Here is a 22,995-nt window from a genome sequence, read left to right as displayed (position 1 = left end):
CTACCGGGTGCAAGCGAAATGGTCGGCGATCCGGCGGAGCGCGGTGATGGTTTCCCGGTCGCGGCGTTCGTCGTCCTGAGTGGGCCAGGCGCTGCATTTGACGATGACCACGTCGGCGGCGGGGTCGACGTAGAGGTACTGCCCGTGGACGCCCAGCGCGGTGTAAGCGTCGAAGCAGGACGGACCGAGGGTCCACCATTGGTTGGCGTATCCGTAGTGTGCGTACCCGCTCGGGCCGAGCGCGCCCACCGCGAGCTGAGGCAGGTCGCTGCCCCGGCTGCGCCGCACCCAGTCGCGCGGCACGACCTGAACGCCGCCGGCCATGCCGTCGTCGACCATGAGCTGGCCGAGCCGGGCGAGGTCACGGGCGGTGGCGTTGAACGAGCCCGAGCCCAGCGCGCTGCGGGGTTTGGCACGGGTCAGCCAGTAGTACGCGTCGCGGTCGGCGCCCAGGTGGCACCAGAGGTGATCGGAGGCGTACGCGGCAAGCGATTTGCCCGTCGCGGCCTCGAGCACCCAGCCGAGGACCTGCGCGTCGAAGGTCGAGTAGTTGAAGCTCTCGCCGGCCGGTGCGGTGCGCGGGGCCGACCGGATCACCGCGGCCACGTCACCGCCGCCCATGACGGCCTGCTCGAAGCGTTTGATGCCGCTGTCCGGGACGTCCCACGCCTCGAGGTCGCCCACCCCGCTGGTCATGGTGAGCAACTCTTCCAGCGTGGTCTCCTCGTACGCCGTACCGAGGAAATCGGGTCGGTAGTCGGTGATGTGGTCTTTCACGCTGCCGATCGTGCCCTCGGCGATCGCGACGCCGACCATCAGCGACGTGACCGATTTGGACACCGAGAACAATTGCATCCGCGAGCGCGAGGTGGCGAACGCGCCCGGGTAGTACTCGTGGACGATGGCACCGCGGTGCAGCACCACGAAGGCGGTCGTGAAGGTGCGGCGGTGCAGCTCGTGAAGCGTCCGGTCGTGGCCCTCGAATCGATAGGTGAGATCCATCGGGTAGGGGTCGTGCGGCAGCGGCCGGTGCCGGTCGCCGCGGGCGACCCGCTCGGTCGGCATCAACCAGTTCATGTGAGTGAACGTCCACTCGTTGAACGGCCGCCGCATGATCACATCGCCCTGACGGTCCCACCACGACGGAGGCCGGACAACCGCGGCGTGCCCGCTGGGGGCGCCGGGTCGCTCGGTCGTGCTCGTCATGTCAGGTTCCGTTCTTCGTCATCTCCGGGGACGTCGTACAGCGCGCGCAGATTCGGTCCGGGGTTGTCGTCGTTGGGTTCGAGGTAGGCGTGCATGATGCCGAGGACCGCCATGCCGAACAGGTTGCCGCGCGGCCCGTCGCCGACGACGCCGGAGCCCGGGTCGCCGAGATATCGGATCGCGAAGCCCTCCGTGACGGCGGCCAGCATGTTCGCGAACTGGTGGATCGTGACGCCCTGGCGCAGCCGGAAGCCGCGGGCGGCGATCACCGCCTCGTACACCTTGGTCCAGGGCTCGAGGGCGCCCGCGTACTGATTCGCGATCGCCTCGTGGATGCCGTCGTTGCGGTCGGCGGTGGCGCTGACGATCAGCTGGAGCCGGAACAGCGGCATCCGGACGATCGCCAGCAGTTCGTGATAGGTGGTGCGGTCGATGGCGTCGGTGAAGCTTTCGTCGGCCAGCAGCCAGTCGCCCCGCGTCTCCAGGCCGGCACCGTACTGCGGGTCGTAGTTCATCGCGTGGAACAGGAAGGCCAGCAGGTCGTTCAGGTAGTCGTCGTGGCTGGCCCAGGTCGAGCGGTACGGCCCCGCACCCTTCTGCCGGAGGAACGGCGGGTCCAGCTCCGCAACCTCGCGAGAAAGGGCACGCTCGGACAAGAAGTGCAAACCGGACCAGTACGCCTTGCGGCCGTCGGATGCGGGGGCGGATTTCGGAGCACCCAGGTGCCGCGAAACGAGCATTTCGCCCGCCTTCAGGTAGGACGCCACCTTCAGCGAGTTGACCAGGGCGGCCCTGGTCGACTCCCGAACACCCTTGACCCTCGTCACGATGCCGGAAAAGTCCTGATCGTAGGGGTAGGGCAGGTCCTTCTTGCCGTACGTCATGAGGTGATTGTTGTCTGTTTCCCGGGCGCTTCAAGTGCGCACGTGCGTAGTACTCGGAGGCTAGTACTTGAAACATCGTTAATATGACGCGTGGTATTCAGGCGGTCGCTTTCCGTCGCTTAAATGACGTGCACGACCTCGTTCGCCAGGAACAGCGGGATCGCCGCGGCCGGCTGCGGGACCGCGTAGTGGAAGCCCATGCCCTGCTGATAGCCCAGCTCATGCAGGCGTTCGGCCTGGGCGGCACTCTCCACGGCCTTCGCGATCGCCACGATGCCGAGCTCGGCGGCCAGTTCGGCGACCGCGCCGGCGACCGCGGCGTGCCGGGGCGACGTCAGCACCTGCCCGGTCATCGAGCCGTGCACCTTGACGACATCGATCGGCGCCGACGCCAGCGCGGGCAGCGACGCCCGGCCGGCCCCAAAATCATCGAGCGCCACCCGTACGCCTCGGTCACGCACCACCCGCAGGGCGGCCGTAGCGGACTCGTCCTGGAGCGCGTCCTCGGTGACCTCGATGACCAGCCGGTTCGTGACCGTCTCCGCGAAGCCCGGCTCGCGCAGCTGGTGGGCCGACGTGTTCACGTAGGTGTCGGGCCAGTCGTCCGCCTGCTCGCGACACACCTCGGCGAGCATCCACCGCCCCAGCGGCACGATGAGACCGCTGCGCTCGGCAACCGGAATGAAGTCACCCGGCATGATCGGCCCGCGCACCGGATGCCGCCAGCGGGCGAGCGCCTCGAGCCCGGTGAGCGTGCCGTCCCCGAGCCGCACGATCGGCTGGTAGACGAGCTCCATCTGCCCGCCGCCGACGGCCTCGTGCAGCCCGTCGAGCAGGGCCGCCTGGTCGAGGAAGCGCGTTTTCATAGCGGATTCGTAGTGCACGGGCCGGCCGCGCCCGCTGGCTTTCGCCGTCCGGAGCGCGACGTCGGCCTTGCTCAGCAGATCGGTCCCACCGTCACCGCGCGCCGCGTGCGCAACCCCGATGCTGGCCCGAGCGGCGACGGGCCGCCCGTCGGCCTGGACCGGGCTGGCGAGCGCGGCGGTGATCCGCTCGGCCAGCTCGTCCAGCGCCGCGCCCTCGGCCAGCACCCCGAACTGGTCCCCACCGAGGCGCCCGACCGTGTCACCCTCGCCGGCGGTGTCCCGCAGAAGCTGCCCGACCGCGGTGAGAATGCGGTCCCCTGCGACATAGCCGAGCACGTCGTTGACCACGGCGAACCCGTCGAGGTCGACCAGGACCACGCCGGCTTTGCGCCCCGAGGCGGCCGCGTCGTCCAGCCGCCCGAGGAACCAGGCCCGGTCGGCCACCCCGGTGAGCGGGTCAGTGCCTCGGCTCGAACCATCGTTGCTGCCCACCCGGCAGGGTCCCTTCTCTCGCGCGCGCCCACGTCTCCCATCGGCACCCCCGCCACCAACTTGAGGGTTCCCGTCCCGGCGTGCCGAGGCATGGAGGAGCCCGATGCTGCGGTGATGGGTCGGTTGCGCTTGGTGCGGCTGGTTGCGGTGGTCTGTGGTCGCGCTGGGTTGCCATGGCGGCGTTGGCGCCGGGACGGTTGGGTGCGGCCGGTTGCGGTGGTCTGTGGTCGTGCTGGGTTGCCATGGCGGCGTTGGCGCCGGGACGGTTGGGTGCGGCCGGTTGCGGTGGTCTGCGGTCGCGCTGGGTTGCCATCGCGGCGTTGGCGCCCGGAACGGTGGTGCGGCCGGTTGCGCTATCCGTGCATGTCCGGCATTTCCGGCGACCGTTGGCGGCCTGGCCCGGTGCGTGGCTGGCGCGCTCGTCGTGGTGCGTCCATTATTCGGGACGCAGGACTGCTATCTGGGATGGGCGTCCGCATCGTGGACTTGGGTCCGCATAATGGGACGGCCATCTAAATAGGAGGGAAGTTTCCTTCCGTCATATGGCTTTTGTCGCACCGCCTGTCGCGTTCAAATACGAATCTTGGAGACTTCGGGCTGATATGTGGGCGTAACTCTCCAAGGTTGCAAACCCGCCACGATGCGGTCTGTGCTGTCCACATGGCGGGACGGTTCAGCTGGTTCTCGCGCCGCTCACCCTCCGATGCGTTGGCCTTCCGTGGCGGACCTGTGAGGGCCGTCGTTGTGGGGAGCTGGGACGTTCCGGCCGTTACAGGTGCCCACACCTGCTGTGGGTCGCCGCGGTGTGGGGAGCCACAGCCTCCCCGCCGTCGGGACTCCCCACACGTGGGTGGGGCTGGCCGCGGTGTGGGGAGCCACAGCCTCCCCGCCGTCGGGACTCCCCACACGTGGGTGGGGCTGGCCGCGGTGTGGGGAGCCACAGCCTCCCCGCCGTCGGGACTCCCCACACGTGGGTGAGAGTGGCCGCGGCGTGGGGAGCCACAGCCTCCCCGCCGTCGCGACTCCCCACACGCGGGTGGGGCTGGCCGCGGTGTGGGCAGCCACAGCCTCCCCGGCGTCGCTACTGCCCACACCCGCGTGGGGGCGCCCATTGTGGGGAGCTGTGACCTGCCCGGGCCTGGCGGCGTCGCCTGGCACGGGGACTCCCGGCCGACGGAACCAGCTGAACAGTTACACATGGCGGGACGGCTGGATGCGGGTGCGGGAACTCCGGCGGGCTTGGCCGGGTGGCCGCGTTCCTGGCATTGGGCCAAGCCGACGAGCTGGACGGTGCGTAACAGGCGGCGCCGTGCGTCCAGGCGCGGGCCGGTCGCGGGCGGGGGCGGCCGACGGGTGGACATGAACGTGGGTTGACGTCCTACGGTGGGCGGCATGCGGTCTATCCAGGGAGAACGCACCACCTTCTATCACCTTCTCGTCAACACGCTCCTCGTCTCCGTCATCAACTACACCGTCTGGTTCGCGATCACCTTCTACGTCTACATCGAGACGCGGTCCGTGTTCGCCACCGGGGTCATCTCCGGGATTTTTCTGGTGATGACGGCGCTCACCGGGATCTGGTTCGGCAGCCTTGTCGACCACTACGCCAAGAAGACCGTGATGCAGGTGTCGGCGGTCGTGTCCCTGGGGCTCTACGCCGCGGCCTTCGTGCTCTACCAAGCCACGCCGCGCGAGGAATTCACCCGGCCCGCGAGCGTGCGGCTGTGGGCCCTCGTCGTGTTGCTGATGTTCGGGGTGATCGCCGGCAATATTCGGACGATCGCGCTGCAGACCCTGGTGACGCTGCTGATCGCCGAAAGGGACCGGGACCGGGCCAACGGGTTCGTCGGGACCACGTCCGGCGTGTCGTTCCTGGTCACCTCCGTCATCAGCGGCGTGCTGGTGGCGCTCGGCGGGATGCTCTGGGTGCTCGTGCTGGCGCTGGTCGTGCTCGCGGCGGCGCTTCTGCACCTCGCCACGGTTCGCGTCGCGGAGCCGCCGCGCGCGGCGGAGCAGACCACGCGGGCCGTCGACTTGCGGGGGACCGTCACGGTCGTACGGGAAGTGCCTGGGCTTTCGGCTCTTATCGCGTTTTCGGCGTTCAACAATCTGCTCGGTGGCGTGTTCATGGCGCTGCTCGACGCGTACGGGCTGTCGCTGATGTCCGTGCAGGCCTGGGGTCTGCTGTGGGGTTTTCTGAGCACCGGATTCATCGTCGGGGGGCTGCTCGTGGCGCGCACCGGGCTGGGGCGCAACCCGGTGTGGCTGCTGCTGATCGTCAACGTGGTGCTGTGGGCGGTCACGTTGCTGTTCCCGCTGCGGTCGTCGATCGTGTTGATGGCCGTCGGTCTGTACGTCTACATGGTGCTCGGCCCGTACGCCGAGGCGGCCGAGCAGACGATCCTGCAGAAGGTCGTCCCGTACGAGCGGCAGGGACGCGTCTTCGGCTTCGCGCAGAGTGTCGAGCAGTCCGCGTCGCCGCTGACCGCGTTCCTGATCGCGCCGGTCGCACAATTCTTCTTCATCCCGTTCATGACCGACGGTTACGGCGCCCGAGCGATCGGGGACTGGTTCGGCACCGGCACCGACCGCGGCATCGCGCTGGTGTTCATCCTGACCGGGCTGATCGGGCTGCTCGCCACCGCGGCCGCGCTGCGCAGCCGCCCCTACCGGCGTCTCAGCGGGCGGTATGCGGGAGCGGAGGTTACCGTCGAGCAGTGACGTGAATCACTGGGAGGCGGCATGACGACCAGGGACGCACCGGACATCGAACGTCAGCTGATGGGCGGCGGCACCTACCGCAGCCTGGGCGAACAACAGCTTTCGCCGGCCGAGGAACGCTTCGAGCGCGGACGCCGTACGGTCGGCCTGTTCGCCGCACCGGCGGTGGCGTTGATCTTCTTCGCGCTGCCGATGAGCATCCCGCCCAGCCAGCAGGTGCTCGGCGGTCTGCTGCTCGGCGTGATCGTGCTGTGGGTGACCGAGGCGGTGCCGATCCCGGTCGGCGGGCTGATCGGTGTCGGCCTCGTCGTGGTGCTGGGCGTGGCCGAGGCCGACGACGTGCTCGCGCCGTTCGGCTCGTCGACCGTGTTCACGTTCATCGGCGCGTTCATCCTGGCGCAGGCGATGCTCAAGCACGGGCTCGCCCGCCGGTTCGCGTTCCGGGTGCTGTCGCTGCCCGGCGTCGGCCGGTCCACCACCCGGGTCATCATCGCGTTCGGGGTGATCACCTGCCTGCTGTCGGCCTTCGTGTCGAACACCGCGACCGTCGCCATGCTGCTGCCCACCGCCCTCGGCATCCTGGCCGTCATCGCCAAACTGATGCAGGACAAGGGCTTGGTGCAGCCGGGCTTCGACCCGACCCGGTTGCGGGTGGGTGCGGCTCTGATGCTGATGCTCGCGTACGGGGCGAGCGTCGGCGGCCTGCTCACTCCCGTCGGCAGCCCGCCCAACCTGATCGGGCGCGGGCTCATCGAGGAGGCGACCGGCGAGCGCATCTCGTTCGCCGCGTGGATGGCGATGGCGGCCCCGGTCTGCGCCATCATGTTCGTCGTGCTCGCGGTCGTGCTGCTGCTCCTCAACCGGCCGGAGATCAAAAAGATCGAGGGCGTTGAGGCGTACGTCTCGGCCGAGCGCGCCAAGCTGGGCAGGTTCTCCCGGGCGGAACGCAACACCCTGATCGCGTTCGTCACCACGGTCTCGTTGTGGATCTTCCCGGGCGTCGTCGCGGTGGTGGCCGGCACCGACTCCGGGATCTACGACACGGTCAGCAACCGGCTCGACGAGGGCGTGGTCGCGGTGCTCGGCGCGTCGCTGCTGTTCCTGCTGCCCACCTCGTGGCGTCAGCGCGAGTTCACGCTCAACTGGAGCGACGCCGCCCGCATCGACTGGGGCACGATCGTGCTGTTCGGCACCGGCATCATCTTCGGCGCGTTGCTGTCCTCGACCGGCCTGGCCAAGACGATCGGCACCTCCAGCGCCGGCGCTCTCGGACTGTCCGGCGTCTTCCTGATCACCGCGTTCGCCGTGGTGCTGGCCATCATCGTGTCCGAGACGACGAGCAACACCGCCTCGGCCGCGGTGGTCGTGCCGATCATCATCCCGGTCGCGGTGGCCGCCGGTGTCAACCCGCTCGTCCCGGCCCTGGCGGCCACGTTCGCCGCGTCGTTCGGTTTCATGCTGCCGGTCTCCACACCCCAGAACGCCATCGTGTACGGGTCGGGAGTCGTCCCGATCACCACGATGATCCGGTCCGGGATCTCGTTCGACGTGCTCGGCGCGCTGATCATCCTGCTGCTTCTGCCGTTGATGGTCGCCGCCGTAGGGTTGGGCGGATGAGGATCGCGGTCATTGCGGGCGACGGAATCGGTATCGAGGTGATCGCCGCGGCGCGGGTCGTGCTCGACGCGGTCTGCGGGCGGCACGACATCCCCGTGGACTACGACGAGTTCGACTGGTCGTGCCGGCGCTACCTGGCGGAAGGCGCCATGATGCCGGCCGACGGCATCGACCAGCTCCGGCCGTACGACGCGGTGCTGCTCGGCGCGGTCGGCTGGCCCGGCGTGCCGGACCACGTGTCGCTGTGGGGTCTGCTCATCCCGATCCGGCGAGCGTTCCGGCAGTACGTGAACCTGCGGCCGATCCGGGTCTTCGACGGCGTCGAGTCGCCGCTGCGCGATGCCGCCGGCGTCGACTTCGTGGTGGTCCGCGAGAACGTCGAGGGGGAGTACAGCGAGATCGGCGGCCGGCTCAACCGCGGCTTCCCGGACGAGTTCGCGGTGCAGGAGTCGGTGTTCACCCGGGCCGGGGTCACCCGGATCGCGGACTTCGCCTTTTCCCTTGCCCGTACGCGTCGCGGATACGTCACGTCGGCGACGAAATCCAACGGGATCGTGCACACGCTGCCGTTCTGGGACGAGGTGGTGGCGTCGCGCGCGGCCGAGTTCCCGGACGTGCGCTGGGACAGCGAGCACATCGACGCGCTGGCGGCGAAACTGGTGCTGCAGCCGGCCCGCTTCGACGTGATCGTCGGCTCCAACCTGTTCGGCGACATCCTGAGCGACCTGGCCGCCGCGGTGGCCGGCAGCATCGGCATCGCGCCCTCCGGCAACCTGGATCCGACGCGGACCTATCCGTCGATGTTCGAGCCGGTGCACGGGTCGGCGCCGGACATCGCCGGCAAGGGCATCGCGAACCCGATCGGGGCGGTGTGGTCGGCCGCGATGATGCTCGACCACCTGGGCCACCCGGACGCGGCGGCGGACGTGCTGGTCGCGATCGAGGCGTCGCTGACCGATCCGGCAACCCGGACGCGAGACCTGGGCGGGACGGCGGACACCGCGGACGTCGTACGCGCGTTGGTGGCTCGCCTGAAATAGTGTGCGCGGCATGGCTTTAGCACCGGACGAGTTTCTCGTGCTCTGGTCGCCGCGCACGGTGGGAGCCGGACAGGCTGAATTGAAGCCCCCGGCGGCAGTGCCGCCGGGGGCTTGCCGGATCAGCCTTCCGGGGTCGCCGACCAGTAGAGGGCCCGCGCGAACGACGCGAACAAACCCTTGGGGTGGTCCCGGAACAGCGGCTCGGTGCCGAACATGACGGCCTTGCCGCCACGCGCCGTGCCGCCGGAGATCACCGCCGGCTGGCCGGCCGCCTGGGCCGCGCCGCCCTGACCGGGGGCGGTCTCCAGCCAGTGACCGGCGACCAGCGGCACATCCGCGTACCGCTGCTCGACCGTGAAACCCGTGCCGGTGAACCAGAGCGGTGAGTACACAAAGGAATACGGCAGCGCGCCCGCACCCACCACCGGGCCGGTGTTGCGGACCGAGACCACGCCGTTCGCGTCCGAGCGGCCGGCCACCGCGACCGCCGGCAGCAAGCCCGCCGCGGCGTTGAAGGCCGCGCCGGTCGCGCCGCGGGTCACCACACCGCCGCGGGCCAGCAGCTCGTCGACGCCGGCCTTCGCGGTGGCGTTGAGGGCGCCGTAGTTCAGGCCGGACGAGACCACCAGCACGTCCGCGCCGGCCAGGGATGCTCCCGCGTTCAGCAGGGCGGTTGAGACGGTGCGCACCTCGAAGCCCATCTCGCGCAAGGCGAACAGCTCGTCGGCGGAGACCGCGGCGGCGAGCACCGGCTTCCCGAACGGGGTGCCCCGTACGCCGTGGGGTGCGGTGCCGAAGCGTACGCCGAACTGCTTTGCCACCGCGGCGGCCGACGCGCGCGCCGCGGCCGGGACCACGACGGTGGCCGCGTCGGTCTGCCGCACCGCGACGCCCATCGACAGCAGGGCGTTGACAGCGCGTACGTCGGCCGGGTCACGCATCGTCAAAAGCAGATCACGGCCGGGCGGCACCGAACCGGTCGGCCCGGCGATCACCACGGGCGTCGTGGCGACTCGCGGTGCGGCGTTGCGGCTGATGTCGACCGACGCGCCCCAGAGCAGCCGATGGCTCCAGCCCGAGATGTCGTACATCTGCGGCACCAGCGCGGAGATGTCGCGGCCCGCCTCCAGCAGCGCGTTGGCCAGGCCCCGCTTGGGCTGATGCATGTCCACAAGGTACGAACCGGCCGGATAGCGCCGGCCGTTCAGCGTGAAATCGTGGCGCGCCTTGGTGACCCGCACGTCGTTCGCGATCAGGTGGTCCACCAGCCTCGCCGCGGCGGGTGCCGATCGCTGCCCACTTCCGCCGGGGATCACGTACGCCCGGGGGAAGCTCGCCGGATAGCGGTCCTCGGGGCCGAAGCCGTCGACGAAGCCGTCCGGGATGTCCGGGGACGGCGCGCCCGCCCAGCCCCGCCGGAACTGCTCGATCTGGCCGGCGAGCAGGTCGGCGCGATGCGTGTCGGCGTAACCGATCGCGGCCTCGATCGTGGCGGCGGCGACATCGGTGTTGATGGCGGAACGCCGGTGCAGCTCCGCCAGCGGCAACGAGTCGTACGCGCCGCGGTTGACGGCCAGCGGGATCTCCACGGTGTGGCCGATCGCGCCCTGATAGATGGCGTACATCGGGGTGAAGATGGGTGGCCAGTCGTCCCAGTCGCCGGGTGCGAAGTCGCGGAACGGGATGTCCGCGCGGGCCGTCTCCGGGTAGCCGAGGCGCTGGATGGCGGCCTCCATGCCGAGGGCGTTCGGCAGCGCGTTCTTGATGTAGAGGTCGTACTCGTAGTTCTGGCCGTGCGGCGGCGTGGCCGGCTCGATCAGCGTGGTGCCCGTGTAGCCGTGCTCGTCGAGCATCACGAACGGCTGCGTCGCGATGGACACGTCGCGGATGGCACGCGACTCGGGCTGGGAGTTGGTCGCGTAGTCCCGGTTGATGTCGAACCCGTTGCCGTTCTGCCGCGTCCCGGCGATCCGGCCGTCGGGGTTGTTCGTCACGGTGACATACACACGCGTACGGCGCAGGAATGCCTTTGTGGTGGCGTCGGTGGCGGTGGCCAGGCGTTCGATGACCCGGAACGCGCCGTCGGTGCCTTCCCATTCGTCGCCGTGGATGTTGGCGTTGATCCAGACCGGTGTCTTGTAGTCGCGGGCCAGGGTCTTGTCGCGTTTGGCCTTCGCCGGGTCGTCCTCGATGAGGGTGCGCCAGCGGTCCTGCTTCGCGGACTCGGCGGCGGACTCCGGTGCGGTCACGGTGACCAGGTAGAGATCCCGGCCCAGGGCGGACTGGCCGATAACCTCGGCGGAGACGCGGTCGGAGGCGTCCTGCAGGGCGTTGAGCCGGGGTGCGATCGCGTGGTACGGGATGAGGCCCAGCTTGATCGACTTGTCCGCCGGGTTTTCCGGGTATTCGCGCAGGTCGTTCTGGCGGGGATAGCCGTGCGGTTTCGGCTTCGTCGTCGGGGCCGTGCGCAGGGCGTTGAGGGTGGCTGCCTCGGGGGTGGTGGCGGCTTCCTCGTTGCGCTCGGGTCCGTTACCGAATTCGCGGGTCGTGGTTCCCGGTGCCGGGTCTTTCTGGGCTGCTGTGGCGTGGCTCGGGGCCGTTATGAGGCCGGCGGCCAGCAGCGCGGCGGCGATTCCGGGCAGCTTCACTAAGCACCTCCGTCGTTGGCGGTGCTATGACCCTCTCGTGCGCGTCCCCGTTAAGCAATGATGTAGTTAAATCTATCTAATCAGCCTTCGGCTCGGTTCGGCTCGGCTTTGCTGGCGTCAGCGTGCGGCTCGCTGCTGGCGGCGGCGCTCCCGCTGCTCGCGCGTGAACTGCTTGCGCTGCTCGATGTCGCGCTTCCAGTAGTCGCGGGCGTACTTGTCGGCGCCGTGCACCGCGTTGCGGGTCTGCGACGGCCCGATCATCGAGCGGAACGCCCAGTCGTTGAAGGTGTCGTGCCACCACTTGCGGATGCGTGCGCGCATGGCCCCTCCTCGGATGTTGGTGTACAAACCATTGGTGTACAAACTATCGGTAGTCTAGTGGGGGAGCCTGAGGAGAGACGAAATGAGTGACCAGGACCACAATGACCCGCTCGCGCTCGAGCAGCAGGTGTGTTTCGCCTTGTCGGTGGCCGCTCGCAGCGTGGTGGCGGTCTACCGGCCGCTGCTCGAGCCGATGGGCCTGACCCACCCGCAGTACCTCGTCATGCTGGCCCTGTGGCAGTACGCGCCGTTGTCCGTGCGGCGGCTGTCGGAGCTGTTGCAGCTCGACCCCGGGACGCTGTCACCGCTGCTCAAGCGCTTGGAGGCAATCGGTTATCTGCGGCGTGAGCGCAACCCTTCGGATGAGCGCAGCCTCGCGATCACGCTGACCGAGGCGGGGCGGGAGTTGCGCGCGAAGGCCGAGCAGATCCCGCCGGCCGTGGTGGAGCGGCTGGGGATGCCGGTCGAGGATTTGCGTCTGGTGCATGCGGCGCTGACCCGGGTGATCGCGGCGGCCCAGCCGGTCTGAGGGTGCGACCGGGCCGGTCTGAGGCTGCGATCCGGCCGGTCTGAGGCTGCGATCCGGCCGGTCTGAGGCTGCGATCCGCTGATCGCCCAACGGCCGCTGAGCCGGATAAGGGCTGATCCGGCCGGTCCGAGGCTGCGACCGGGCCGGTCCGAGGCTGCGATCCGGCCGGTCCGAGGCTGCCGCCCGGCCGGTCTGAGGCTCGGGTCTACGGAACCGGCCGTCGAGCGATTCAGATATGTCGCCCTTTTCGGGTGGGGGCGTCGAAAGCGCCGGCATCGGCGGCAGGTGGCGGCGTACGGCGAGCTGTGCGCCCGCGCCGCGTGTTTGGGGATCGTGATGAATCGCGCGGCCGCGGCAGGCTTTCCCGCTCTATGGAATGCGCAGCCAGATCCGTGGATTTCTGCGAATCTTGGAGACTTGCGCCCACATATCAGCCACAAGTCTCCAAGGTTCACATTCGGCCGTAAAAGTGGGCGGTATAAAAGGAACAATGTTGACGAAAGGTCCGTCCACGATGGACGAGAGTCCCAAGTTGTGGACACTGAGACCAGGATGTAGTCGCCGGTCTCAACAAGCGGATGTCTGTCCCACATAATGGACATCAAGCCGGAGATTCGACACTCGTCAACGCATCCCCGCCGGGCCAGACGGCCTTGTCGGCCCGGAGACTCGCTGCAATATTTACCCCACACCGCAAATATCGGAAATGTCGTAGATGTGGATGACGGGGAAGGCGCGCGATTTGGGCGCGACGCGGGTGCGGCTGGCGCACATGGCATTCCCGGCCACCGCGCTGTTCCCGGCTGGGCGTGCGTGCCGTGCCCGCGCGTGCCGTGCGTGCCGTGCCCGCGCGTGCCGTGCGTGCCGTGCCCGCGCGGCCGTGCCGTGCCCGCGCGGCCGTGCCGTTCGTGGGCTGGTTTGTCGCTCGATCGGGGTAGGGCTGATGCGGACGGGGCGGCGCCGTGCGCAGGCTGTGGGCATGGGGATGCGGGCGGCGCTGTGCGAGTGCGAGTCCACGGACTTTGATGTCTGTGCCGTGCTCGCGGTGGGGCGGTGCCATCAATGCGGGCGGGCGTTCTGCGAATCGCATCGTGGGGACGCGCGGGCGACGCTGTGCGGGGCCTGTCGCGGCTTCGATGCGCGCCGGGCCGCCCACGCCGAGCGCGAGCGCCGCAACGTCGAGGCGGCCAAGCGGGCCGAGGCGTTCCGGCGTGAAGAGCGGCACGCGGCCGCGGTGGCGGCGCGCGAGGAGAAGACCGGGTGGGCGGTGCTGCGCGAAGAGGTGGAAGTCATCGACGCGTGGCTGGCGTCCAGCGGTCCGGGTGGCCGTGCGGTGTCGAGCGGGAAGGCGCTGGTCGCGGGCGCGCTGGGCATCGCGGCTGCGGCTGTGATGGTGCCGATCGCGCGTACCGGGGAATGGGCTTTTGTCCTCGGGATTCTCGCGTTGGTGCTGGTGTGGTCGGGGTGGACGGTCACCCGGAGATACCGGCAGCATCAGCGGCGGCGGTGGCGGCTGGAGCGGAACCGGTTGTTGATGGCGCGGGGCTGCGGCGTACCGGGATGTGCGATGTGTGCCCGCGACGCATAGCCGGAGGCGTCTATCCGGCGCCGGGGGCGTACACCAGTTCGCTGATGCCGATCAGGTTGCCCTCCGAGTCGTGGAACCAGACGGCGCGCTCGCCGACGGCGCCGGTCGAGGGGTAGGCGCCGTCGATGTGCACGGCGCCGTTCGCGTCCGGCGGGCCGAAGATCGGGTCGGGGGTGTCGAATTCGAGGCCGCGTTCCTCGAGGGCGGCGACGACCGGATCGAGTTCCGGCACCCAGATCGCCATCTGCGTGTGGGCGCCGGACGCGCGGCCGCCGGACTGGAAGATGACGAACCAGGATTCGCCGCAACGGTAACGCAGGCCGCCGGGGCGCGACTCGACCGGCTCCAGGCCGAGTTTGTCCCGCCAGAAGGCGCGGGCGCGGTCCAGGTCCGCGGCGGGCAGCCGGACCGCCACGTCGGCGGGGTCCAGCGGGGTGAACAGGGTCATGGTGCCGAATCTAGCGCTGATCCGGTCGATATCCGCAGGTGAAGAACGTTATTCTGACCGGCTGGGCGATCCGAGCCAGCTTCGATCCAGATCTTCCGCGTACGCCGTGACGGCCCTCCGGTAGTCCAGGATTTCGCGGTCCGATGTGGACTCGACGAGAACCCGAAGCAGGTCGGCGACCGCCTCGCGGGTGTCGCCCGTGTTGTAGCGCAGCATCGCCTGGAACACCCGCAGCGACCGATAGCCGGGGAACCGTTCGAGGCCGCGCCGGAAGATCTCGGCGGACTCGTCGTCGCGGCCGAGCGCGCGCAGCGTGCTGCCCAGGCCCAGCAGGGCGCAGGGCCAGGAGCAGCTCGCGAGCCTCGTCCCATCGGCCGGCCTCGCGCAACTCGATCGCGTGCGCCAGGCGTTCCGTGCGGGTGTCGGTCATCGGGTGATCGGGCCAGAGATCATCTGCTGGAGCGGCTCACGATCTGGAGGAAGAAGAGGAAGACGTTGAGGATGTCCAGGAAGATCGAGGCGGCCAGCAGCGGGGCGGATCGGACGTCCTTGGTGCGGCGCAGGCGCTGGAAGTCGACCATCGTCAGCCCCGCGAAGATGACCAGGCCCAGGACCGAGTAGATCAGGGCGCCGTTCGGGATGTTCACGAAGATCAGGACGATGCCGAAGATGATCAGGCCGACCAGGGCCCAGAAGCTGATGCGGGCCACCACGGTCAGGTCGCGGCGGGTGGCGTAGCCGGCGGCGCCGAAGCCGGCGATGAACAGCGCCGTCGCGCCGCCCGCCTGCCACAGGGCCTGGGGATCGGTGGCCGCGTAGTAGGAGAGTGTCGGGGCGATCGCCAGGCCGATCAGCACGCCGAACCCGCACAGCAGGCCGACGGTGAGCTGGGTCGAGCGCCGGACCGCGAACTGCATGCCGATGAGGCAGCCGAACGAGGCCAGGTACGAGATGATGGCGACGCCGCCGGTGAGGTTGCGGCCCAGGTACGCGCCGAGAGCGAACAGCCCGGCGGTGAGCGCCACGTAGCCCATCGTCTGCGCGAACAGGGTGTGGGTCCGGTCGCGGCTGATCACCACGGGCGACTGGTAGCCGTATGGAGGGTTCATCAGTTCATCACAGCCTCGGCGCGCAAATACTCGCACCAGGGTCCTTCCCTGGTACGTCCCGGGTCCCAGCGTATGGCGCGGAGTCGTTGATCCGACAGGCCCGAAGCGTCCGGAGCCATAACCTGTCGGGGCACGAACCGTCCCCCGCAGGAGGTGCCGGTCATGTCGGACAGCGCACACCGGGCCCCCACTGATCAGCGCCGGCGGCAGGCGATCCTGTGGACGGTCGTGGGGGTGATCGTGGTGGCCGCGCTGGTGCTGCTCGCCTTCTGCGCGAGCACCAGCGGCGACGACCAGGCCGAGGACCAGCCGCCGGCCCAGCAGCCGGAGTCGAGCGCGACCAGGCAGACGGCGTCACCGAGCCGGTCGGCGCCGAAGTCGAGCACGAAGCCGAGCGGCAGCTACCCGCCGACGTCGCGGCCGAGTACGACGACGAGCGCCGCGCAAAGCCCCCGGCCGAGCCCGAGCGGCGGCGCCGTGCCCCCGCCGGCGACCACCACCAGCCGCCCGGCGACTGAGCCGGCCAGCACGCCGAGCGCGACAAAGACAACGACGACGACGAAGACGACGAGCCCGACCCCGAAGGCGACGACCACCCCGGCCGCGCCGCGCGGGGGAGCGGACACCGGTGGCGGCAGCTCGATCACCGGCGAGAACACGATCTTCACGGGCCTCGGCGTGATCACCCTGCTGGCGGCGGTCGGCGCGGCGGTCCTGGCTACCCGGCCACGGCGCGGCCGGCAGCCGACCGTCCGGCTGGCCACGGGCCGGCCCGACGCGGCCGCGGCTCCGCCCGACAAGGCCGCCCGGCCGCCGCGGACGCGGCCTTGATCGAGCGCCCGCCCGCCGCCGCCCTGGCCGTCCTTCTCGCGCTGGTCGGCGGCCTGCTGACGGCCCGCGGCGTGGCCGCGATGACCGGACCGGAGGCGGAGCCGGCGGCCGTGGCAGCCCCGGAGGCTCCGGTGAGAACGGCAGCCTCGACCCGCACCAAAGTCAAGGGAATCCCTACCCGCCTGGACATCCCGTCGATCGGGGTCCACACCCGACTGATCAAGCTCGGCCTGAACAAGGACGGCACCGTCCAGGTGCCACCGCTGGACGGCGACGCCCCGGCCGGCTGGTACGGGCGCTCGGCCGTCCCCGGCGCGACCGGCCCCGCGGTCATCCTCGGCCACGTCGACTCGGCCCGCGACGGCCCGGCGATCTTCTACCGCCTCTCCCAGCTCAAACCCGGCGCCGAGGTGACCGTGCGCCGCTCGGACGGCAGCACTGTGCGCTTCCACGTCACCCGCGTCGCCCGCTACCCGAAGACGGGCTTTCCGACCGAGGACGTGTACGGCCCGATCCCCTACCCGGCGTTACGCCTGGTCACCTGCGGTGGCTCGTTCGACCGCAACCGGGGCTCCTACCGCGACAACGTCGTGGTGTCCGCGCGGTGACGCCGGCGGGTCAGACGAGCAGCAGGACCGCCGCCTCCGCGTGCTTGAGCCGGGGCCGGGGCGCGGCCTGCCCGAACGCTTCGTCGAGCCGGCCGTCCGGGTACGCGGACAGCACGCGCGGGTCGATGTAGCTGCTCCGGGCCACCGCCCGGGTGTTGTTGAGCTTCGCGGCCGCCTCGTCGATCGCGGCGAGCACGTTGCGCCTGGCGTCGGCGGCGGACCGGGGCGGACCCATCCGCACCAGGGCTTCCGCGGCGGTGACCGAGCCACCCCACGTACGGAAGTCCTTGGCCGTGAAGACCGCGCCGGTCAGCGTACGCAGGTAGGTGTTGACGTCCGCCGAGCCGATGTTGACCACCCGGCCCTCGTGGTCGAGGTATTGGAAAAGCTCCTGGCCGGGCAGCTCGTGGACCGCGCACACGACCTCCGCGAGGCGGGGGTCGCGCAGCTTCACGTCCTGGTGCTTGCCGGACTTGGCGCGGAACTCGAACCGCATCGAGCTGCCGCCCACCAGGCTCACCTGGTCCTGGCGCAGCGTGGTGAGGCCGTAGGAGGCGTTCTGCTTGGCGTACTCCTCGTTGCCGATCCGGATCAGCGTCTCGTCCATCAGCCGCAGCACCGCGGCCAGCACCTTCTCCTTGGGCAGGCCGGGCCGGCTGAGGTCGGCGTCGGTGCGGCGGCGGAGCGCGGGCAGGCCGTGACCGAACGTGCCGACGCGATGGAACTTGGTGCCGTCGCGGACGTCGCGCCAGGCCGGGTGGTACCGGTACTGCTTGCGCCCGCGCGAATCCCGGCCGGTGGCTTGGATGTGGCCGTCGGCGTACGGGCTGATCCAGACGTCGCTCCAGGCCGGCGGGATGCCGATCGCGGTGATCCGCGCACGGTCCGCCGGGTCGGTGATCTCGGTGCCGTCCGGCCGCCGATAGATCCAGTCGTTTCCGTGGCGTTCGCGGGTGACGCCGGGGGCGAGGTCGCTCACGTGCCGCAGGCCCGCCGCCTCCGCCTCGGATTCCGCCTCCAATTCCAGCATCATCCCAGGTTAGCGGCGCCTATGTTAACCAGCACGTGACGCCGAGAGCGCCCGCCACTCCTCGTCGAGGATGCCCATGTGCACGACGTCGTGGAACCGGCCGTCGCGGAACAGGCTGTCGCGGGCGCGGCCCTCCTCGACGAAGCCGGCGTTCTTGTACGTCTTCATCGCCCGCTCGTTGAAGCCGAACACCACCAGCTGGATCCGGTGCAGGCCCAGCTGGCTGAAGCCGTACGACAGCGTGAGCCGGGTCGCCGCGAGTCCGTAGCCCCGGTCCTGGTACGGCGGGCCGATCATGAGGATGAAGGTGGCCGTACGGTTGAAGCCGCCGCCGCCCTGCAGCGCGACCGTGCCGATCACCTTCTCCTCGGATTTGCTGAAAACGGCCAGCCAGACGTCGGTGTCCCGGCGCCCGCTCGCCGAGCTGTACTCCTCGGCGAGCGCGGACACCGACCGCGGGATGAACGGGCCGCTGCTCTGGAAACGCAGCACCTCGGGATCCTGGAACCAGGTCACCAGCTGGGTCAGATCGTCTTTTTCGATCGGGCGCAGCGCGATCCGGTCGCTCTCCAACGGATTCACAGCGCAAGGCTAGCGAGCGGGCGGCGGGGATCGCCGTGACGAGCAGCACGCGGCACTCAGGGCAGCGCCCACGTCTGCTCCGATCCGCCGGTGCACGCGGCGGCCTTGGCGGTCGCGCCGGAGCGGCCCGGGTCGGTCAGGCACTGGCCGCTGGCCGGGTTCACCAGCGAGTCGCCGGGGCCGCCGCGCCACTGCGCGCTGGCCTGACCGGCACAGTCGTCGATACGGACGGTGCCGTCGCCGGTGATCTGCGCGCAGCGGCCGGAGACGCGCAGCGTGCCGTCGGCGGCCAGGGTGAAGGTGGACGCGAGGCCGCAGTCGGCGACCTGCACCGGGCTGCCGTCGACGCCGAGCAGGCCGCCGCGCATCAGGCAGCGTCCGCTCGCCGCGGTGACCTTGCCGGAGCGGTCGGCGGCCGGTGGCGGATCGAGGCCCGGCGCGGCGGGCGCCGTCGTGGTGGTCTGCTGCGTCGGTGGCGCCACGCTGCCGCTGACCGGCGGCGCCGCCGGCACTGAGGCCGGGATCGAGGCCGAGGCCGACGCGGAGGCGCTGGCCGAGCTGCTCACCTTCGCGCTGGGCGTGGTCCGGCCCGGCGCCGAGGGGGCGTCGCCGGTGGGCGCCACGTCGTCCGGGCGCGGCAGGAGCGCGGCCGGCTGCGCCCCGGACGAGTCGTTGTCGCCGAGGACCAGGTACGCGGCGCCGCCGGCGAGCGCGACCCCGACGATCAGCGCGAGCAGCCGCAGGACCAGGCGGGGCCGCCGGCGCGACGGAACCGGGGCGGGTGGCTCCTCGTCCACGACCACGGGCTGGACAACGGTGTCGGTCTCTTCCTTTTTCTCCCGGTACGCCGCGGGCCACGTCTCCGCCGACGCGGGTTCGTCGTCGTTGGTCTTGACGTATGGGCGTACGAGGACGGGTTCGGTACGCTCCGTCGCGTCGTCGTGGTTCTCAGTCATTTCACCCGGCCTGCGGTAGTTGGGGACGACCCGAGACGATACGCGAGCTTCGCTCGTTTGTGACCACCCGGTAAACCTTGCTGCTTCATGCAGCTTCCGGATGGGTAGTCCGCGAGGTCACCATCGTCGGCAACCTCTCCGGACGCCTCGCCGAACCGGGCAGCGGACTGGACATCTCGCAGAATGACCGGGTTCGGAGCCTCGTCCTCCGTGCTCAGAGCCCTGTTCTCCGGGTGGCTCACCGACCGGTTCGGACGCAAAAGCTGTTCATAAGCGCCTGGTGAGTGCGTCGGCTTCAGTTGGTGAAGCCGATTTCCGGAGACCTTGGAGAGTTATGGCTGATATGTGGGCGTAACTCTCCAAGGTCCCGAAATCGCGCGGGAAAAGCTGGTGCAGAAGCCGCAATTCAGGGCAAAAATCCGTCCTATTTGGACGTGAGTCGCACGATGCAGGAAACCTGGTCCGGATGGTGAGACGCATGCAGCCAGGCACCGGTTTTGACGACCACCGTCACCCTCCACCCCGGCGGCCGTGCTCTGATGGCCGCACCCAACGCCAAACGCGCGATCGCGGAACCGCCATGTGAAGCAACCCGAACGCCTGGCCCTGGGCGCTCACACCTCGATGCGGGACCCCATGATGACGGTGCGGTCGCGGGACAGGCCGAAATACTCGGCGGCGTCGGCGGTGATGTACGAGGTGGCGATGAACAGGCGCTTGCGCCAGACCGCCATCGTCGGGGCCGGGCCGCGGGTCAGCTCGATCTTGGACAGGAAGTACGAGGCGTCCTCGATGCTGATCTCGCCCTCGGTGTCCTTCGGCTTGAGCAGGCGCAGCGCGGCCCGCACGTCGGGCACGTCCATGTATCCGAAGCGGGCGCTGACGTGCGTGATGCCGTCGCCCGAATACCCCAGGTCGTCGACCATGATGCGCTCCGAGTCGGGCACCCGGGGCACCGGCAGCGTCTCGATCGACATGATGACGACGTGCTCGTGGCGTACGTGATTGTGTTCGACGTTGGCGCGCAGTGCGAGCGGCGCGGTCTGCTTGCCCCGGTTGAGGAAGACCGCGGTGCCGGGCACCCGCAGCAGCGGCGGCTGATGGTTCGCCAGCTTGTCGACGAACGCGCGCAGCGGACCCTCGGCCTTGACCCGCTCGGCGGTGACCACCTGCCGGCCGCGCTGCCAGGTCGTCATGATGGTGAACGCGAGCAGGCCGATCAGCAGCGGCACCCACGCGCCGTGCACCAGCTTCGTCAGGTTCGCGGCGAGGAACAGCAGGTCGACGATGAGCAGCAGCCCGCCGCCGGTGATGACGATCCAGAGCGGCGTCTTCCAGCGGACCCGGGCCAGGTAGAAGAACAGCAGCGTGGTGATGGTGATGGTGATGATGACCGCCATCCCGTACGCGTACGCCAGGGCGGCCGAGCTGCGGAACGCGAAGACGAGCACCAGGACGGCCACCATGAGGACCCAGTTGATCCACGGGACGTAGATCTGGCCGATGGTCGCCTCGGACGTGTGCGCGACCCGCATGCGCGGCAGGTAGCCGAGCTGGCCCGCCTGGTTGGCGACCGAGTAGGCGCCGGTGATCACGGACTGGGCGGCGATCACGGTGGCGGCGGTGGCGAGCGCGACCAGCGGGAACTGCGCCCAGCCGGGCGCGAGCAGGAAGAACGGGCTGCGGTACGCGGTCGAGTCGTGCAGCAGCAGCGCCCCCTGACCGAGATAGCACAGGGTCAGGGCGGGCAGTACCAGGCCGAGCCAGCCCCGGGTGATCGCCCGCCGTCCGAAATGGCCCATGTCGGCGTAGAGCGCCTCGGCACCGGTGAAGGCCAGCACGACCGCGGCGAGGGCGAAGAACGCGATGTGGAAGTGCCCGGCCACGAACGTCAAGGCGTACGTGGGGGAGAGGGCTTTGAGGATCTCCGGATGCTCGGCGATGGCTTTGACGCCGAGCGCGCCGATCACGACGAACCAGGCGATCATGACCGGGCCGAACAGGCGGCCCACCACGGCGGTGCCCCGGCGCTGCACCATGAACAGCAGCACGATGATCACCGCGGTGATCGGGACGACGAACTCCTTGAGGCCGGGCTCGGCGACCCCGAGACCCTCGACCGCGGAGAGCACCGAGATCGCCGGGGTGATCATGCTGTCGCCGAAGAACAGCGCCGCGCCGAAGATGCCGGCGGCGGCCAGGACCAGCGCGGTCTTGCGGCGGCGTGACCCACCGAACCGTCGGAGCAGTGTGATCAGCGCCATGACGCCGCCCTCACCGTCATTGCCGACGCGCATGACCAGCGTGACATACGTCAATGTCACGATGATCATCACGGACCAGAAGATCAGCGAGACGACACCGTAGACATTGGCCGAGGTGAGCGGCACCGGATGCGGGTCGTCCGGGTTGAACACCGTCTGCAGTGCGTAGATCGGGCTGGTGCCGATGTCGCCGAAGACGACGCCGAGCGCGCCGACGATCAAGGCGGTGCGAACCGGGCCCCGGTCGAAGGCGTGACCGGCGGCGGCGGGTTCTTTCGCGCGGACCGGTTGACCCCGGTCCACGGCATGAGCTGAGTCCACGTGGTCATTCTGCCCGGGGTGATCTGGCTCCCTCCATGAAGGCCCGGAGGAGGGGTGTTCCCGGTCACCGCCGGGGCCCGGATCAGCGTCGTAACTGCGCGATCAGCAGGCAGGCGTCGTCGCCGCAGGCGTCGTAGTCGACCCGGTGCAGCAGGGCCCGGGCGTCGCCGCCGGCCGCGCGGATCGTGCCGGCCGCCGCGTCCACCCAGTCCTCGATCGCCTCGTCCCGGCAGAGCAGGCCGTCGGTGTAGAGAATCAGCTGATCGGCCGGGTGCAGGCGGTGCAGGGTGTGCCGGTACACCACCCCGGGCACCACGCCGAGCACCGGCCCGCCCTCGTCGGCCAGCATCGTGGTCGACGCCCCGTCGCTGACCACCGCCGGCGGGTGCCCGGCTCGTGCGGACAGCAGCTCGCGCGTCGCCGGCCGGTAGAGCGCCACGATCGCGGTCGCCGCCGCCACGGTCCCGGTCCGACACAGGACGTCGTTGAGGCGGTTCAGGATCATGGCCGGCATGGCGCCCTCGGCCGCGAGCGCCGCCATCGCGAACCGCAGCCGCAGCATCAGGCCGGCCGCGCCCAGGCCGTGCCCGCGCGCGTCCCCGACGGCGATCAGCAGGTCGCCGCCCGGCAGCGGCATCGTGAGGTACCAGTCGCCGCCGACGTGCAGGCCACGCTCGGCGCTGTTGCAGCGCACGCTCACGCGTACGCCGGCGATCTCGGCCGTCCCCCCGGACGGCTGGATCGTCTGCTGCAAGGCCCGGATCGTCTCCTGCTGATGCGTCAGCAGGCTCCGGTAGTCGGTGGTCCGCGCGCGTCGCCCGTCGGCAAGCGTTGTGGTCATGCCAGCGACGCTAGGCTGCCGCGCGACCGCTCTTCGTGAGTCATTCGACTGGTCGGTGCATGAAACAGAGTGATGTGGGGTACGCGCGCGGAC

Annotated in this window: 20 protein-coding genes; 7 read left to right on the top strand and 13 right to left on the bottom strand. The window is 69.9% G+C overall.

The window, feature by feature from the left end:
* From HH310_RS11935 to HH310_RS45305, 3 genes are all read right to left on the bottom strand, one after another.
* Nucleotides 1-1,206 (bottom strand): serine hydrolase, encoded by a 1,206-nt coding sequence (locus HH310_RS11935; protein WP_169175542.1) that lies wholly within the window; start codon nt 1,204-1,206, stop codon nt 1-3.
* Nucleotides 1,203-2,090, bottom strand: coding sequence for a hypothetical protein (locus HH310_RS11930; RefSeq protein ID WP_169175541.1), 888 nt, complete (start codon nt 2,088-2,090; stop codon nt 1,203-1,205). The genes HH310_RS11935 and HH310_RS11930 overlap by 4 nt, the downstream gene beginning before the upstream one ends.
* A gap of 119 nt (nt 2,091-2,209) precedes the next feature.
* On the bottom strand, nt 2,210-3,448 hold the full coding sequence (locus tag HH310_RS45305; RefSeq protein WP_169175540.1) for an EAL domain-containing protein: 1,239 nt from the start codon (nt 3,446-3,448) through the stop codon (nt 2,210-2,212).
* 1,392 nt (nt 3,449-4,840) lie between these two features.
* Between HH310_RS45305 and HH310_RS11920 the strand changes: the two genes are divergently transcribed.
* Genes HH310_RS11920 through HH310_RS11910 form a run of 3 tightly spaced genes read left to right on the top strand, consistent with a single transcriptional unit; the run spans nt 4,841 to nt 8,826 of the window.
* Nucleotides 4,841-6,169, top strand: coding sequence for an MFS transporter (locus HH310_RS11920; RefSeq protein WP_169175539.1), 1,329 nt, complete (start codon nt 4,841-4,843; stop codon nt 6,167-6,169).
* A gap of 21 nt (nt 6,170-6,190) precedes the next feature.
* Nucleotides 6,191-7,786: a DASS family sodium-coupled anion symporter gene (locus HH310_RS11915; protein ID WP_169175538.1), complete on the top strand. Its 1,596-nt coding sequence runs from the start codon at nt 6,191-6,193 to the stop codon at nt 7,784-7,786.
* Nucleotides 7,783-8,826 (top strand): tartrate dehydrogenase, encoded by a 1,044-nt coding sequence (locus HH310_RS11910; protein WP_169175537.1) that lies wholly within the window; start codon nt 7,783-7,785, stop codon nt 8,824-8,826. The genes HH310_RS11915 and HH310_RS11910 overlap by 4 nt, the downstream gene beginning before the upstream one ends.
* A 119-nt stretch (nt 8,827-8,945) precedes the next feature.
* Here the strand turns inward: HH310_RS11910 and HH310_RS11905 are convergent, their stop codons facing one another.
* Both HH310_RS11905 and HH310_RS11900 read right to left on the bottom strand, forming a co-directional pair.
* A complete protein-coding gene (locus HH310_RS11905; protein ID WP_312033984.1) occupies nt 8,946-11,474 on the bottom strand; it encodes a M14 family zinc carboxypeptidase in 2,529 nt (842 codons plus the stop codon).
* A gap of 117 nt (nt 11,475-11,591) precedes the next feature.
* Nucleotides 11,592-11,795, bottom strand: a complete 204-nt coding sequence (locus HH310_RS11900; RefSeq protein WP_169175536.1) for a hypothetical protein — start codon at nt 11,793-11,795, stop codon at nt 11,592-11,594.
* An 82-nt stretch (nt 11,796-11,877) separates the two neighbouring features.
* Between HH310_RS11900 and HH310_RS11895 the strand changes: the two genes are divergently transcribed.
* Both HH310_RS11895 and HH310_RS11890 read left to right on the top strand, forming a co-directional pair.
* Complete coding sequence (locus tag HH310_RS11895) at nt 11,878-12,324, top strand: MarR family winged helix-turn-helix transcriptional regulator (RefSeq protein WP_169175535.1); 447 nt, start codon at nt 11,878-11,880, stop codon at nt 12,322-12,324.
* Between the two features lie 979 nt (nt 12,325-13,303).
* Complete coding sequence (locus HH310_RS11890) at nt 13,304-13,912, top strand: hypothetical protein (RefSeq protein ID WP_169175534.1); 609 nt, start codon at nt 13,304-13,306, stop codon at nt 13,910-13,912.
* A gap of 10 nt (nt 13,913-13,922) precedes the next feature.
* On the opposite strand, the gene HH310_RS11885 is transcribed toward HH310_RS11890, so the two are convergent.
* The 3 genes from HH310_RS11885 to HH310_RS11875 form a co-directional block, all read right to left on the bottom strand.
* Nucleotides 13,923-14,360 carry a VOC family protein gene (locus tag HH310_RS11885; protein ID WP_169175533.1) on the bottom strand — a complete coding sequence of 146 codons (438 nt, stop codon included), beginning with the start codon at nt 14,358-14,360 and terminating at the stop codon, nt 13,923-13,925.
* A gap of 48 nt (nt 14,361-14,408) precedes the next feature.
* The gene (locus HH310_RS11880; RefSeq protein WP_282438452.1) at nt 14,409-14,684 is read right to left on the bottom strand and encodes a tetratricopeptide repeat protein; all 276 of its coding nucleotides are present in this window, start codon (nt 14,682-14,684) and stop codon (nt 14,409-14,411) included.
* Between the two features lie 125 nt (nt 14,685-14,809).
* Nucleotides 14,810-15,469 carry a Bax inhibitor-1 family protein gene (locus HH310_RS11875; protein ID WP_169175532.1) on the bottom strand — a complete coding sequence of 220 codons (660 nt, stop codon included), beginning with the start codon at nt 15,467-15,469 and terminating at the stop codon, nt 14,810-14,812.
* A gap of 162 nt (nt 15,470-15,631) precedes the next feature.
* On the opposite strand from HH310_RS11875, the gene HH310_RS11870 reads away from it, so the two are divergent.
* Together HH310_RS11870 and HH310_RS11865 are read left to right on the top strand one after the other, a co-directional pair.
* Complete coding sequence (locus HH310_RS11870; RefSeq protein ID WP_169175531.1) at nt 15,632-16,300, top strand: hypothetical protein; 669 nt, start codon at nt 15,632-15,634, stop codon at nt 16,298-16,300.
* On the top strand, nt 16,297-16,908 hold the full coding sequence (locus HH310_RS11865) for a class F sortase (RefSeq protein ID WP_248293918.1): 612 nt from the start codon (nt 16,297-16,299) through the stop codon (nt 16,906-16,908). The genes HH310_RS11870 and HH310_RS11865 overlap by 4 nt, the downstream gene beginning before the upstream one ends.
* A gap of 10 nt (nt 16,909-16,918) precedes the next feature.
* On the opposite strand, the gene HH310_RS11860 is transcribed toward HH310_RS11865, so the two are convergent.
* The 5 genes from HH310_RS11860 to HH310_RS11840 form a co-directional block, all read right to left on the bottom strand.
* Nucleotides 16,919-17,938 (bottom strand): DNA topoisomerase IB, encoded by a 1,020-nt coding sequence (locus HH310_RS11860; RefSeq protein WP_169175530.1) that lies wholly within the window; start codon nt 17,936-17,938, stop codon nt 16,919-16,921.
* Nucleotides 17,939-17,962: 24 nt separating this feature from the next.
* Nucleotides 17,963-18,520, bottom strand: a complete 558-nt coding sequence (locus tag HH310_RS11855) for a GNAT family N-acetyltransferase (RefSeq protein WP_169175529.1) — start codon at nt 18,518-18,520, stop codon at nt 17,963-17,965.
* A 56-nt stretch (nt 18,521-18,576) separates the two neighbouring features.
* Entirely contained in the window at nt 18,577-19,476 is a 900-nt protein-coding gene (locus tag HH310_RS11850) for an RICIN domain-containing protein (protein ID WP_169175528.1), read from the bottom strand.
* 614 nt (nt 19,477-20,090) lie between these two features.
* A complete protein-coding gene (locus tag HH310_RS11845) occupies nt 20,091-22,061 on the bottom strand; it encodes a KUP/HAK/KT family potassium transporter (RefSeq protein ID WP_312033983.1) in 1,971 nt (656 codons plus the stop codon).
* Nucleotides 22,062-22,143: 82 nt separating this feature from the next.
* Nucleotides 22,144-22,902, bottom strand: coding sequence for a PP2C family protein-serine/threonine phosphatase (locus HH310_RS11840; RefSeq protein ID WP_169175527.1), 759 nt, complete (start codon nt 22,900-22,902; stop codon nt 22,144-22,146).
* Nucleotides 22,903-22,995: the final 93 nt, after the last annotated feature.

It is taken from the genome of Actinoplanes sp. TBRC 11911 (genome assembly GCF_012933445.1).
GTDB lineage: Bacteria > Actinomycetota > Actinomycetes > Mycobacteriales > Micromonosporaceae > Actinoplanes.
This window is presented reverse-complemented; position numbering and strand designations above follow the sequence as displayed.

Excerpts from the sequence above, each read along its gene's own strand:
- HH310_RS11935 (WP_169175542.1), bottom strand. The coding sequence starts at position 1,206 with ATGACGAGCACGACCGAGCGACCCGGCGCCCCCAGCGGGCACGCCGCG.
- HH310_RS11930 (WP_169175541.1), bottom strand. The coding sequence starts at position 2,090 with ATGACGTACGGCAAGAAGGACCTGCCCTACCCCTACGATCAGGACTTT.
- HH310_RS11920 (WP_169175539.1), top strand. The coding sequence starts at position 4,841 with ATGCGGTCTATCCAGGGAGAACGCACCACCTTCTATCACCTTCTCGTC.
- HH310_RS11915 (WP_169175538.1), top strand. The coding sequence starts at position 6,191 with ATGACGACCAGGGACGCACCGGACATCGAACGTCAGCTGATGGGCGGC.
- HH310_RS11910 (WP_169175537.1), top strand. The coding sequence starts at position 7,783 with ATGAGGATCGCGGTCATTGCGGGCGACGGAATCGGTATCGAGGTGATC.
- HH310_RS11900 (WP_169175536.1), bottom strand. The coding sequence starts at position 11,795 with ATGCGCGCACGCATCCGCAAGTGGTGGCACGACACCTTCAACGACTGG.
- HH310_RS11895 (WP_169175535.1), top strand. The coding sequence starts at position 11,878 with ATGAGTGACCAGGACCACAATGACCCGCTCGCGCTCGAGCAGCAGGTG.
- HH310_RS11890 (WP_169175534.1), top strand. The coding sequence starts at position 13,304 with ATGGGGATGCGGGCGGCGCTGTGCGAGTGCGAGTCCACGGACTTTGAT.
- HH310_RS11885 (WP_169175533.1), bottom strand. The coding sequence starts at position 14,360 with ATGACCCTGTTCACCCCGCTGGACCCCGCCGACGTGGCGGTCCGGCTG.
- HH310_RS11875 (WP_169175532.1), bottom strand. The coding sequence starts at position 15,469 with ATGAACCCTCCATACGGCTACCAGTCGCCCGTGGTGATCAGCCGCGAC.
- HH310_RS11870 (WP_169175531.1), top strand. The coding sequence starts at position 15,632 with ATGTCGGACAGCGCACACCGGGCCCCCACTGATCAGCGCCGGCGGCAG.
- HH310_RS11860 (WP_169175530.1), bottom strand. The coding sequence starts at position 17,938 with ATGCTGGAATTGGAGGCGGAATCCGAGGCGGAGGCGGCGGGCCTGCGG.
- HH310_RS11850 (WP_169175528.1), bottom strand. The coding sequence starts at position 19,476 with ATGACTGAGAACCACGACGACGCGACGGAGCGTACCGAACCCGTCCTC.
- HH310_RS11840 (WP_169175527.1), bottom strand. The coding sequence starts at position 22,902 with ATGACCACAACGCTTGCCGACGGGCGACGCGCGCGGACCACCGACTAC.